Genomic DNA, 12,435 nt, shown 5'->3' on the forward strand with positions numbered 1-12,435 from the left:
CTCAATATACTGGCCGCCCATGGCTACCGACCCCGCCCAGCGCCCGCCCACCATCGATGCCGCGGCGGCCAGCCGCTGGTCCCGCCTCGCGCCCGCGCAAGGCTCCCCCTGGCTGCACGAGGAAATCGGCCGCCGCATGGAAGATCGCCTCCAGTGGATCACCGCCAAGCCCAAGACCTGGGCCGACTGGTCGCCGCTGCGTGGCGGCCTGGAGGCGCACGCGCTGGTCGCGCGCCGCTACGCCGCCGCCGCGCCCTACGTGATCGAGCCCGATGACGCGTTGGCCACGCGTACCGCTGGGCTCCTCAGCGCACCCTGGTGGAGCGCCAGGCGCTGGCAAGGCGCGCAGCCGCGCTTCGAAGCCCCGCCAGAGGACGGTGTCGACCTGCTGTGGGCCAACATGGCGCTGCACATGGCCGCCGACCCGGAGGCGCTCATCAAGCGCTGGCACCGCACCGTCGCGACCGACGGCTTCCTGATGTTCTCCTGCCTCGGCCCCGACACGGTGCGCGAACTGCGTGCCCTCTACGCGCGCCTGGGCTGGCCGCCGGCCGGTCATGAATTCACCGACATGCACGATTGGGGCGACATGCTGGTGCACGCCGGGTTCGCGGAGCCGGTGATGGACATGGAACGCGTGACCCTCACCTGGGCTACCCTCGAGGCGGCGCTGGCGGAGTTGCGCACCCTCGGTCGAAACCTGCATCCGGCTCGCTTCGGCGCGCTGCGTGGCCGCAAGTGGCGCGGGCAACTCGGCGCCGCGCTCGCCGCCACCGCCAGCAACGGCGGCCCCGACCAGGGTCGCATTGCACTGGGCTTCGAAATCATCTATGGCCACGCGTTCAAACCGGCGCCACGTGTCGCGCTCGCGCCAGAAAGCGCCGTTTCGCTGCGCGAGATGCGCTCCATGCTGCAGCGAGGACGCCCCGGCGCATGAAGTTGGCCCGAAACCACCCGCTACAATCCGCCGTTGCGTGAACTCGTGGGTATGGTCCCGCGAACGCGGCTCGTCAAACACCCGTTTGGCGGCTGTCGACGCACCGATTTGCCGAACTCGCCCGTGTCGAATTCCGTGTTTCGTTTTGCCACTGTCTCAGGCCAGAGCATCCACTGGTTCCTGAAGCGCAATTGCTCGGTCACGCCGAGCCAGCTGGGCTGGCTCTACGCGTCGCTGTGCATCGTCTCGCTGGGCATCGGCACGGTGTTCTGGTGGCATGGGGCGCGGCTCGTGTTGCCGTTTGCCTGGCTGGAACTCACCGCCGTCGGCGTCGCCTTCGTGCTGTATGCGCGGCATGCGACCGATGGCGAAAAGATCGCGCTGCAGGAAGGTCGCCTGGTGGTTGAACTGGAAAATGGCGGCCACTACGAGCGCACGGAATTTTTGCCGCACCAGGTGCGGGTCGAGCCCGAGGCCAGCGACCGTTCGCTGATCGAGGTCTCGGGGCAGGGTCGTTCGGTCAGGGTGGGGCGCTATGTGCGACCCGAGTTGCGTGCCGCGCTGGCGCGTGAGATTCGCATGGCACTGCGCGCGGCCTGAGTGGCGCGCGCAGGCGGGCACCGGGCCAATGGGTTAACTGGTAATTGAAGAAGTACACACGATGAAGAGCAATTGGCGCAACAAGACCTGGCCGGCAACCCTGCTGCTGGCGGCCGGCGCGGTGATCAGTGGTGCTGCGAACGCAGTCGAAAGCCTGCCGGGCGGCCCCTTGGTACGCCAGTTGAATCTCCCCGTTGGCGTCACCAAGATCGCGCAGGAACAGCACTTCCTGCACAACGCGATGATGGTCCTGTGCACGGTGATCTTCGTTGCCGTGTTCTCGGTCATGTTCTATTCGATCTGGAAGCACCGCAAGTCGGTCGGCCACAAGGCGGCCAACTTCCATGAGTCGGTGGTCGTCGAAGTGATCTGGACCATCGTCCCCTTCGTCATCGTGATCCTCATGGCGCTGCCCGCCACAAAGGTCCTGGTCGCGCAGAAGGACACCACCAACGCCGACCTCACCATCAAGGTCACCGGCTACCAGTGGAAGTGGGGCTACGACTACGTCAAGGGCGAAGGCGAAGGCCTGGCCTTCATCTCCACGCTCGACAGCAGCCAGCGCGCCATGTCCGATGCGGGCGCCCACGGCGAAATGCCCAAGGACTACCTGTTCAAGGTCGACTACCCGCTGGTCGTTCCCGTGGACAAGAAGATCCGCATCATCACCACCGCCAACGACGTGATCCATGCCTTCGCCGTGCCGCAGTTCGGCCTCAAGCAGGACGCGATCCCCGGCTTCGTGCGCGACACCTGGTTCCGCGCCGAGAAGGTCGGCGACTACTACGGCCAATGCCAGGAACTGTGCGGCAAGGAGCACGCCTACATGCCGATCCACGTGAAGGTGATGGCAGCCGCCGACTACACCGCCTGGGTCGACGGCAAGAAGAAGGAAGCCGCGGCCAAGCTCGACGACCCGAACAAGGTCTGGGTGCTGCCCGACTTGATGGCGCGCGGCGAGAAGGTCTATGCCGGCAACTGCGCGGCCTGCCACCAGGCCAATGGCAAGGGCGCCGGCCCGATCAAGCCCCTCGATGCCAGCGAAAAGGTGCTCAACGCAGACGCCTCCGTGCAACTTCATGTCGTGCTGAATGGTCAGAACAACGGGGCCATGCCCGCCTGGAAGCAATTGAGCGACACCGACATTGCAGCGGTGGTGTCGTACACCAAGAACAGCTGGTCGAACAAGACGGGCCAATTGGTCCAGCCTTCCCAGGTGAAGGCCGAGCGCGCCAAGTAAGCGCGCCGAGACCCACGATTTCCAAGGAAGATTCATGAGCGCAGTCCTCGACCCCCACGGCCACGCACACGGTCATGACGACCATGGCCACGAACATCACGCGCCCACTGGTTGGCGCCGCTGGGTGTTCGCGACCAACCACAAGGACATCGGCACGCTGTACCTGTTGTTCTCGTTCACCATGCTCATGGTGGGCGGCGTGCTGGCCCTGATGATCCGCGCCGAGCTGTTCCAGCCCGGCCTGCAGCTGGTCAACCCCGAGCTGTTCAATCAGTTCACCACCATGCACGGCCTGATCATGGTGTTCGGCGCGATCATGCCGGCTTTCGTGGGCTTCGCGAACTGGATGATCCCGCTGCAGGTGGGCGCGTCCGACATGGCCTTCGCGCGCATGAACAACTTCAGCTTCTGGCTGCTGATCCCGGCCGCCATCATGCTGGTCAGCTCGTTCTTCATGCCGGGCGGCGCACCCGCGGCCGGCTGGACGCTCTACGCGCCGCTGACGCTGCAAATGGGTCCGTCGATGGACGCCGGCATCTTCGCGATGCACATCATGGGCGCCTCGTCCATCATGGGCTCGATCAACATCATCGTGACCATCCTCAACATGCGCGCCCCGGGCATGACGCTGATGAAGATGCCGATGTTCTGCTGGACCTGGCTGATCACCGCCTACCTGCTGATCGCCGTGATGCCGGTGCTCGCCGGCGCCATCACCATGACGCTGACCGATCGCCACTTCGGCACCAGCTTCTTCAACCCCGCCGGCGGCGGCGACCCGGTGATGTACCAGCACATCTTCTGGTTCTTCGGCCACCCCGAGGTCTACATCATGATCTTGCCGGCCTTCGGCATCATCAGCCAGATCGTGCCGGCCTTCGCCCGCAAGAAGCTCTTCGGCTACGCCTCGATGGTGTACGCCACCTCGTCGATCGCCATCCTGTCCTTCATCGTGTGGGCGCACCACATGTTCACGACCGGCATGCCGCTCACCGGCCAGTTGTTCTTCATGTACGCGACCATGCTGATCGCGGTGCCGACGGCGGTGAAGGTCTTCAACTGGATCGCCACCATGTGGCAGGGCTCGATGACCTTCGAGACGCCGATGCTGTTCGCGGTGGGTTTCATCTTCGTGTTCACGATGGGCGGCTTCACCGGCCTGATCCTGGCCGTGGCGCCGATCGACACGCAGCTGCAAGACACGTATTACGTCGTGGCCCACTTCCACTATGTGCTGGTGGCCGGCTCGCTCTACGCGATGTTCGCGGGCTTCTACTACTGGTCGCCCAAGTGGACCGGCGTGATGTACAACGAGACGCGCGGCAAGGTCCACTTCTGGTGGTCGCTGATCTCGTTCAACGTCACCTTCTTCCCGATGCACTTCCTGGGCCTTGCCGGCATGCCGCGTCGCTATGCCGACTACCCGATGCAGTTCGCCGACTTCAATGCGGTGGCGTCGATCGGCGCGCTGTTCTTCGGACTGGCGCAGGTGTATTTCTTCTTCTTCATCGCGCTGCCGACCATGCTCGGCAAGGGTGAAAAGGCTTCGCAGAAGCCGTGGGAAGCCGCCGAAGGCCTGGAGTGGGAAGTGCCGTCGCCGGCGCCGTTCCACACCTTCGAAACACCTCCGCGCCTCGACCCGACCGCCACCAAGGTGATCGGTTGAACGCCGCAAACGCGATGACGCCGGAACAAAAGAAGAGCAACCGCCGCATGGGGCTGACGCTGGCCTCCATCGCCGTGCTGTTCTTCGTCGGATTCATTGTCCGCATGGTCTATGTCGGTCACTAAGGCCCGCGCACCCATTCCATGAGCATCGCCCAACGCATTCGCCGCGCCAACTTCCAGATGGTCACCAAGCTGGCCGTCGTGGCCGCCGGCATGTTCGCGTTCGGCTATGCGCTGGTGCCGCTGTACCGCGAGATCTGCGAAGTGACCGGCATCAACATCCTGGCGCTGTCCGAACTGGAGGTGCCCGGCGGCGCCTCGGGCGGCAAGGACGTCAAGGTGCCGGCGAACACGCAGGTCGACATGAGCCGCACCATCACGGTCGAGTTCGACGCCAACGTGCACGGCGCGCTCTGGGACTTCAAGCCGGCGCAGAATTCGATCCAGGTGCATCCGGGCGAGTTGCACACCGTGATGTACCAGTTCCAGAACGTGCAGAACCGCCGCATGGCGGCGCAGGCCATTCCGAGCTATGCGCCGCAGCAGGCCGCGCCGTACTTCAACAAGCTCGAGTGCTTCTGCTTCAACCAATACACGCTGGACCCGGGTGAGAAGAAGGAATGGCCAGTCGCGTTCATCATCGACCCGAAGCTGTCGAAGGACGTCAAGACCATCACCTTGTCATACGCCTTCTTCGAGGTGGGCGGCAAGACACCGCCTGCCCCGACCGCGGCCGCACCCCAGTTGCAGGTGGAGCCGAAGTCATGAACCCCGGCGTGGAACGCAAGGGCTCGCTGCTGCGGGCCATCAAGGCCGTGGCCTGGGGCTTTTTCGGCGTGCGCAAGAACAGCGCGCACCAGGAAGACGTCGCCCGCCTCACGCCGCTGCACATCATCGCGGTCGGCTTCGGGGCGGTTGCCTTGTTCGTCGGCGCCCTGATCGTGCTGGTCAAGTTCGTGGTCGCGCCCTGATCCCCGCAAAAGATTTGAATCGAGAGAAGAAAGCCAGGACCTGATATGAGTTCACCCACCCACGGCGCCACGCCCTACTACTTCGTGCCCGGCCCATCGGCCTATCCGGTCATGGCCGCGACGGGGCTGCTCTTCGTGATCCTGGGCGCGGCCCAGTGGATCAACGGCCATGAATGGGGCATGTATTCGCTGCTGGCAGGCATGCTGGTCTGGCTCGGCACGCTGTTCGTGTGGTTCCGTACCTCCATCCACGAAAGCGAAGGCGGGCAGTACGGCCACAAGGTCGACCTCTCCTTCCGCTGGAGCATGAGCTGGTTCATCTTCTCGGAGGTGATGTTCTTCGGCGCCTTCTTCACGGCGCTGTGGTGGACGCGCACGCACTCGCTGCCGGCGCTCGGCAGCCTCGACAACGCGTTGCTCTGGCCTGGCTTCAAGGCGGTGTGGCCGAGTGTCGCGGCAGGGGTGACGGGCTCGCCCGCCGGCATCGTGGAGCCGTTCCAGACCGTCGGCCCGTTCTGGCTGCCGACCATCAACACGGCGCTGCTGTTGAGCTCGGGCGTCACGTTGACAATCGCCCACCACGCGCTGCGCGCCAACCATCGCGCCCAATGCATCCGCTTCATGATCGTGACCGTGATCCTGGGCCTGCTGTTCCTGGGCGTGCAGGGCTATGAGTACCATCACCTCTACACCGAGTTGAACCTCAAGCTGAGTTCGGGCGCCTATGGCTCGACCTTCTTCATGCTCACCGGTTTTCACGGCTTCCATGTGTTCATCGGCATGCTGATGCTGCTGTTCATCACCATTCGCCTCATGAACGGCAACTTCACCCCCGACCGGCACTTCGGCTTCGAAGGCGCGGCCTGGTACTGGCACTTCGTGGACGTGGTCTGGCTGGGCCTCTACACGCTGGTGTACTGGCTTTGATGGCATTGGCCGGCACCCTCAAGAAGCGCCGCGAGGCGCTTTTTTCATGGCTGGGCGGCGATGCGGCCCGCCCCGACCTATCGGCTGACCGGAAGGCCCCCTGGCTGGATGTATCCCAGTTTCCAGGCCAGCAGGATGCACAGGAACAAAATCACCGACAAGGCAATCCGAACGGTCAGAGCGCGCGCCATCCCACCCGACTTGGCGCGCCCGTCGCGCCCGTCCTTCAGCATGTAGTAGAGCGCAAATCCGAGACTCGCCAGGATGCCGACAAAGGCAAGGGCGACGACATATTTCATGACTCTCATTATCGGCCGACCACGCCGCCCCGTCCCTTGAACACCATCTCCCTGCAGGCCGCACCTGCCGCGCGACGCGGCCGCTTCTGGCTGGTCACGGTCGCCGCGTTGCTCATGCTTGTGGCCACCTTGTCTCTGGGCCGCTGGCAGCTTTCGCGCGCGGCGCAAAAGGAGGCGCTCCAGGCCGCCATCGAGTCGCAGAAGACGCTGCCGCCGCTCGGCCAGCAGGACTTCCTTGCCATGGGGCAACCGGGCGAAGCCATGCATCGGCTGGTGCACCTGCGCGGCTTGTGGCTGGCCCCGCAAACGGTCTACCTCGACAACCGCCAGATGGGCGGCGTGCCTGGCTTCTACGTTGTCGCCCCCTTCGCCATCGAAGGCAGCCAGCAGACCGTGATGGTCCAGCGCGGCTGGATCCAGCGCAATTTCGAGGACCGCACGAAGCTGCAACCCGTGCAGACGCCCGCCGGCCTGGTTGAGATCGACGCCCGCATCGAAGCGCCGCCATCGCACTTGCTGGAGTTGGGCAAGACGCCCGCGCCGGCTGCTGCGACCGTGGAATCGCCGGGTGCATCGCCCATCCGGCAAAATCTCGACCTCGAGGTGTTCAAGGCCGAATCCAGGCTGCCGCTGCGCACCGATGTGTCACTGCAGCAGACCGGCGCCGCTTCCGAAGGATTGCATCGCGACTGGCCGGCGCCGGCGTTCGGCATCGAAAAGCATTACGGCTACGCATTCCAGTGGTTCGGCCTCGCAGCCCTCGTCACCATCCTCTATGTCTGGTTCCAAATTGTTGCCCCGTTCCGCCGTGCCCGCCGTGGCTGACGAGCCGCTCGGGCTGACCGTGCACTCGATGCCATCGCCGCAGGCGCTGGGCGCCGAGGCCGGCCGCCGCACGGTCTCGGGCCGCTGGAAGATGATCGCGGTGATGCTGATGTGCGCGGCGCCCGTCATTGCGTCCTACTTCACCTACTACGTGGTCCGGCCGGAGGGGCGCAGCGTCTACGGCGAACTGGTCGAGCCGCAACGCACGCTGCCGGCGATCAAGGCGCTCGACCGCGACGGCGTGTCGGTGCCGTTGTCGTCGCTCAAGGGCCAATGGCTGATCGTGGCCGTGGCCGATGCTGCCTGCGATGCCTTGTGCGAGCAGCAGCTCTACCTGCAACGCCAGTTGCGCGAGAGCCTTGGGCGCGAGAAGGAGCGCGTGGACCGCGTCTGGATGATCAGCGACGCCGGATCGCCGCCCGCGCGCCTGGACAACGGCCTGCGCGGCGCCACGGTGCTGCGGATGCCCGCTGCGCAGTTGTCGCAGTGGCTGGCGCCCGCCTCGGGGCACGCCTTGAACGAACACCTGTATGTGGTCGACCCGATGGGCAACTGGATGATGCGTTTCCCGGCCCGCATGGATGCCGCCGGGGCTTCGCGCGCCAAGCGCGATCTGGAGCGTCTGTTGCGCGCCTCCGCATCCTGGGACGAGCCCGGCCGATGACCCCCGTCGTCGCGCCCTATGACCTCTCGCCGATCGCCTGGCTCATGGGCGCGGGCGTGCTCATCGCGCTCGGCCCGCTGCTGTGGGTCTGGCGGCGCAGCGCGGGTCACAGCATTGCGCGGCGCCTGCATGCGCTGACGGTCCTGGCGCTGTTCCTCACCTTTGACCTCACGCTGTTCGGCGCTTTCACGCGGCTGACGGATTCCGGCCTCGGCTGCCCCGATTGGCCGGGCTGCTACGGCAATGCCAGCCCGATGGGGGCACGCCATGAAATCGCGATGGCGCAATCCCTCCAGCCGACCGGCCCCGTGACGCACGGCAAGGCCTGGATCGAGATGGTGCACCGCTACCTGGCCACCGGCGTCGGTGTGCTGATCGTGGTGCTGGCCGTGGCGACGTTCATTGCGTGGCGCCAGCAACGCCGCGCGTCCCTTGGCGCCGCGCGGCATGCGGCGCTGCGGCCGGCCTGGCCCTTGGTGACGCTGCTGTGGGTCTGCCTGCAAGGCGCCTTTGGCGCGCTCACCGTGACCATGAAGCTTTATCCCGCGATCGTCACACTGCATCTGCTCGGCGCCATCGTGCTGCTCTCGCTGCTCTGCATGCAGGCCGTGCGCTACCAGCAGGCCGCCAGCGAGCGATTGCCGACCGCCTTGCCCGGCGCCTTGCGCAACCTGCTGGTCGCGACCAGCTTGCTGCTTGGTTTCCAGATCGCGCTGGGGGGCTGGGTCAGCACCAACTATGCGGTGCTTGCCTGCACCCAGTTCCCGACGTGCCAGGACAGTTGGTGGCCGCCGATGAACTTCGCACAGGGCTTCGAGATCTGGCGTTCGCTGGGCCTCACTGCCGAGGGCAACCCGGTCGATTTTTCGGCGCTGACCGCGATCCACTACGTGCATCGGCTGATGGCCTACGCCGTCTTCACCGCGATCGGTGCGCTCGCGTGGCGCCTGCGCGCCGTGCCGACGCTGCGCGCGCAGTCGAACTGGCTGGCCGGGCTGGCGTTGCTTCAACTCGCCACCGGCCTCGGCAACGTCCTGCTCGGCTGGCCGCTGCTGGCGGCCCTGCTTCACACCGGCGGCGCGGCAGCGCTGGCCGTGGTACTGGTCTGGTCCTTGTGCGAAAGCCGACGCGCTCCCGTGGCCGTGCCGCAGGGCGCCACGGCCATGGTGCACCCCGCGCAATACGGGAGCAGGTCGCCTGAGGCAGGCTCCCACCCCGGCGCGCAGCAGCGAGGTCCTGTGAATGGCGCCCGACCGCCCGATGTCGCTCGCACCTCAGCGCGCGGCGCGGAGGTTGTCCAATGAGCGCCGCCCGGCCGCTCCGAAGGCGCTCGCACCGCAGCGCGCAGCGCGAAGGTTATCCAATGAGCGCCGCCCGGCCGCCCGAAGGCGCTCGCACCGCAGCGCGCGGCGCTGAGGTTATCGAATGAGCACCCCCGTACCCGTCCAACGATCCACCAGCACCGCCAGCGTGCTGCGCCAGTTCTACGCGCTGACCAAGCCGCGCGTGGTGCAACTCATCGTCTTCTGCGCCTTCATCGGCATGGTGCTGGCGGTGCCGGGGGTGCCAGGGTGGGTCGAGGTGCAGCGTGCCGTGCTCGCCTGTGTGGGCATCTGGCTTGTGGCCGGCGCCGCAGCGGCGTTCAACTGCCTCGTCGAGAAGGGCATCGACGCGAAGATGAAACGCACCGCGTGGCGACCGACCGCACGCGGGCAGTTGAGCGACCGGCAGGCGCTCATCTTTTCGGCCTTCCTGTGCGCCGCGGGTTCGGCGCTGCTGTGGTTCACGGTGAACCCGCTGACCATGTGGCTCACCTTTGCCACCTTCGTGGGCTATGCGGTGATCTACACCGTGATCCTGAAGCCGCTCACGCCGCAGAACATCGTCATCGGTGGCGCCTCCGGCGCGATGCCGCCGGTGCTGGGCTGGGCCGCGATCCGCGGCGACGTCGGGCCGGAAGCGCTGATCCTGTTCCTCATCATCTTCCTGTGGACGCCACCGCATTTCTGGGCGCTGGCGCTCTACCGCGTCGAGGACTATCGCAAGGCAGGACTCCCGATGCTGCCGGTCACGCATGGCAACGAGTTCACCCGGCTGCAGGTCCTGCTCTATACCTTCATCCTGTTTGCCGCCTGCCTGATGCCCTTCATCTACGGCATGAGCGGCTGGTTATACCTGGCCGTGGCGGTGGGCGTGAGCATCGGCTTCACCGGCTATGCGTTCGCGCTCTGGCGCAACTATTCGGACCAGCTGGCGCGCAAGACCTTCCGTTTTTCGCTGATCCACCTGAGCGTGCTGTTCGCGGCGCTGCTGGTCGACCATTACATCGGATGACCCGCCCCGAATGCGCCTGTGGCGCTCCCCACGGGGCGTACCCCACGGCCCGGCAAAGCCGGTTCGATTGGGCTTCGATTTGCGCACGTCGGCGCGGTTGCGGCGCCATGAAAACTGAAATGAGTTCGATCACATGAACAAGAGAAACGCCATCAAGTGGATTGCCGCAGGCGCCGGCTGGACGGCAGCCGCCGGCGCGCTGGGCCTCGGACTCGCGGGCTGCAGCGAGAACAAGCCCAACTTCAATGCGGTAGACCTCACGGGCGCCGACTATGCCAGGGACTTCAAGCTCACGGACGCCGACGGCAAGGAGCGGACACTGGCCGACTTCAAGGGCAAGGTCGTCGTCCTGTTTTTCGGCTATGCGCAGTGCCCCGACGTGTGCCCGACGACCATGACCGAAATGGCGCAGGTCAAGCAGGAACTCGGCAAGGACGGCGACAAGCTGCAGGTCGTGTTCGTCACGGTCGACCCGGCGCGCGACACGCCCGCCGTGATGAAGGCCTACATGGGCGCCTTCGACCCCGGCTTCGTCGCACTGATCCCGACACCCGAGCAACTCGCGGCCATCGCGAAGGACTTCAAGGTCTACTACAAGAAGGTCGAAGGCAAGACGCCGACGAGCTATTCAATGGATCATTCGGCTGCCAGCTATATCTACGACACCCAGGGGCGCCTGCGCCTGTATGCGCGCTATGGCGCGGGTGTGGCGCCGATGGTGTCGGACATCCAGGCCTTGCTGAAATCCTGAGCGAGGGCGGGCTCAGGGTGGGCCGCGCAAGAAAAAGCCCGGCGCTTGGCCGGGCTCGTCGAGATGGGGCGCCGCAGGCGCCCACGGGCTCGGTTTGTCTTCAGGCAAAGCTCGCCAGCGATTTCTTCATCTTCTTCATCGCAGCCACTTCGATCTGGCGGATGCGCTCGGCGCTCACGCCATAGTCGGCGGCCAGTTCGTGCAGCGTCATGCCGCCCGAGCCGTCGTCGTTGACCTTGAGCCAGCGCTCTTCCACGATGCGGCGGCTGCGGTCGTCCAGCGCTTCGAGCGCGGTGGAGATGCCGTCGCTCGACAGGCGGTCGCGTGCGCGCATCTCGAGCTGCGCGGTCGGCTCCTGCGTGGCGTCCGCCAGATAGGCGATCGGGCCGAAGGCGTCGTCGCCGTCGTCGGACGGGCTCGGGTCGAGCAGGATGTCGCCGCCCGACAGGCGGGTTTCCATCTCGAGCACTTCCTCGCGCTTGACGTTCAGCTTGGCCGCGACCTGTCCGACCTCGTCGAAGCTCAGCGTCTCGCGGTGCGTATCGGCATCGATGGCGGCGGCGTCGGCCTTGAAGCCTTGCTTCATCGACCGCAGATTGAAGAACAGCTTGCGCTGGGCCTTGGTCGTCGCGACCTTGACCATGCGCCAGTTCTTCAGGATGTACTCATGGATCTCGGCCTTGATCCAGTGCATGGCGTAGCTCACCAGGCGCACGCCCTGGTCGGGGTCGAAACGCTTCACGGCCTTCATCAGGCCGACGTTGCCTTCCTGGATCAGGTCGCCATGCGGCAGGCCGTAGCCGAGGTATTGACGGGAGATGGAGACGACAAGGCGCAAGTGCGACAGCACCAGCGCGCCCGCGGCCTCCAGATCATTGTTGTCGCGCAGCTTGCGAGCGTAGCCCTGCTCTTCGTCGAGCGTGAGCAGCGGCAGCCGATTGGCGACCGAGATATAGGCGTCGAGGTTGCCGAGCGGCGGAACGACGGACCACGGGTTCGCGACCGCGAGCGACTTGGCAGAGACTCCAGACAGTGCTGTCATTGAGGAAGCTCCTTTCATTCGGGACATATTAGCACTCGGTTAGAGGGAGTGCTAAGCATAGGGTTCCCCCTTATCGCTATCGATCCGATAGTTTGTTGGAAGACCGAGACTTCCTGCAGAAATACATAAGCACACAGTAGTGTTGTGTAGATGTATCAAAAAGGACTAAATGCTAAA

At 65.4% G+C, this 12,435-nt stretch carries 15 protein-coding genes; 13 read left to right on the top strand and 2 right to left on the bottom strand.

From position 1 onward, the window contains the following. Positions 1–19 precede the first annotated feature (19 nt). From HCU76_RS18930 to HCU76_RS18965, 8 genes are all read left to right on the top strand, one after another. Positions 20–937: a biotin synthase gene (locus HCU76_RS18930; RefSeq protein WP_213955153.1), complete on the top strand. Its 918-nt coding sequence runs from the start codon at positions 20–22 to the stop codon at positions 935–937. A 123-nt stretch (positions 938–1,060) separates the two neighbouring features. Further along, positions 1,061–1,537 (top strand): DUF2244 domain-containing protein, encoded by a 477-nt coding sequence (locus tag HCU76_RS18935; RefSeq protein WP_213955152.1) that lies wholly within the window; start codon positions 1,061–1,063, stop codon positions 1,535–1,537. 61 nt (positions 1,538–1,598) lie between these two features. Further along, positions 1,599–2,777 carry a cytochrome c oxidase subunit II gene (coxB, locus tag HCU76_RS18940; RefSeq protein WP_218510321.1) on the top strand — a complete coding sequence of 393 codons (1,179 nt, stop codon included), beginning with the start codon at positions 1,599–1,601 and terminating at the stop codon, positions 2,775–2,777. A 34-nt stretch (positions 2,778–2,811) separates the two neighbouring features. Continuing rightward, on the top strand, positions 2,812–4,443 hold the full coding sequence (gene ctaD / locus HCU76_RS18945; protein ID WP_213955150.1) for a cytochrome c oxidase subunit I: 1,632 nt from the start codon (positions 2,812–2,814) through the stop codon (positions 4,441–4,443). A 14-nt stretch (positions 4,444–4,457) separates the two neighbouring features. Then, on the top strand, positions 4,458–4,568 hold the full coding sequence (locus HCU76_RS18950) for a cytochrome oxidase small assembly protein (protein ID WP_213955230.1): 111 nt from the start codon (positions 4,458–4,460) through the stop codon (positions 4,566–4,568). 18 nt (positions 4,569–4,586) lie between these two features. After that, entirely contained in the window at positions 4,587–5,213 is a 627-nt protein-coding gene (locus tag HCU76_RS18955; protein WP_213955149.1) for a cytochrome c oxidase assembly protein, read from the top strand. After that, positions 5,210–5,416, top strand: coding sequence for a DUF2970 domain-containing protein (locus HCU76_RS18960; RefSeq protein WP_213955148.1), 207 nt, complete (start codon positions 5,210–5,212; stop codon positions 5,414–5,416). Before HCU76_RS18955 ends, HCU76_RS18960 begins: the two co-directional genes overlap by 4 nt. A 45-nt stretch (positions 5,417–5,461) precedes the next feature. Next, positions 5,462–6,343: a cytochrome c oxidase subunit 3 gene (locus HCU76_RS18965; RefSeq protein WP_213955147.1), complete on the top strand. Its 882-nt coding sequence runs from the start codon at positions 5,462–5,464 to the stop codon at positions 6,341–6,343. A gap of 77 nt (positions 6,344–6,420) precedes the next feature. Here HCU76_RS18965 and HCU76_RS18970 read toward each other — a convergent pair whose 3' ends face one another. Then, entirely contained in the window at positions 6,421–6,651 is a 231-nt protein-coding gene (locus tag HCU76_RS18970) for a twin transmembrane helix small protein (RefSeq protein ID WP_213955146.1), read from the bottom strand. Between the two features lie 27 nt (positions 6,652–6,678). On the opposite strand from HCU76_RS18970, the gene HCU76_RS18975 reads away from it, so the two are divergent. The 5 genes from HCU76_RS18975 (at position 6,679) to HCU76_RS18995 (ending at position 11,216) form a co-directional block, all read left to right on the top strand. Further along, positions 6,679–7,467, top strand: coding sequence for an SURF1 family protein (locus HCU76_RS18975; protein WP_371319855.1), 789 nt, complete (start codon positions 6,679–6,681; stop codon positions 7,465–7,467). Further along, positions 7,418–8,131: a hypothetical protein gene (locus HCU76_RS18980; protein ID WP_213955145.1), complete on the top strand. Its 714-nt coding sequence runs from the start codon at positions 7,418–7,420 to the stop codon at positions 8,129–8,131. The genes HCU76_RS18975 and HCU76_RS18980 overlap by 50 nt, the downstream gene beginning before the upstream one ends. Next, positions 8,128–9,435, top strand: a complete 1,308-nt coding sequence (locus HCU76_RS18985) for a heme A synthase (protein WP_218510322.1) — start codon at positions 8,128–8,130, stop codon at positions 9,433–9,435. The genes HCU76_RS18980 and HCU76_RS18985 overlap by 4 nt, the downstream gene beginning before the upstream one ends. A 121-nt stretch (positions 9,436–9,556) precedes the next feature. Then, positions 9,557–10,465: a heme o synthase gene (cyoE, locus tag HCU76_RS18990; RefSeq protein WP_218510323.1), complete on the top strand. Its 909-nt coding sequence runs from the start codon at positions 9,557–9,559 to the stop codon at positions 10,463–10,465. A 133-nt stretch (positions 10,466–10,598) separates the two neighbouring features. After that, the gene (locus HCU76_RS18995; protein ID WP_213955142.1) at positions 10,599–11,216 is read left to right on the top strand and encodes an SCO family protein; all 618 of its coding nucleotides are present in this window, start codon (positions 10,599–10,601) and stop codon (positions 11,214–11,216) included. A gap of 100 nt (positions 11,217–11,316) precedes the next feature. On the opposite strand, the gene rpoH is transcribed toward HCU76_RS18995, so the two are convergent. Beyond that, the gene (rpoH, locus tag HCU76_RS19000) at positions 11,317–12,258 is read right to left on the bottom strand and encodes an RNA polymerase sigma factor RpoH (RefSeq protein WP_213955141.1); all 942 of its coding nucleotides are present in this window, start codon (positions 12,256–12,258) and stop codon (positions 11,317–11,319) included. Positions 12,259–12,435: the final 177 nt, after the last annotated feature.

This window comes from Variovorax sp. dw_308 (assembly GCF_019207085.1).
Lineage (GTDB): Bacteria > Pseudomonadota > Gammaproteobacteria > Burkholderiales > Burkholderiaceae_C > Variovorax.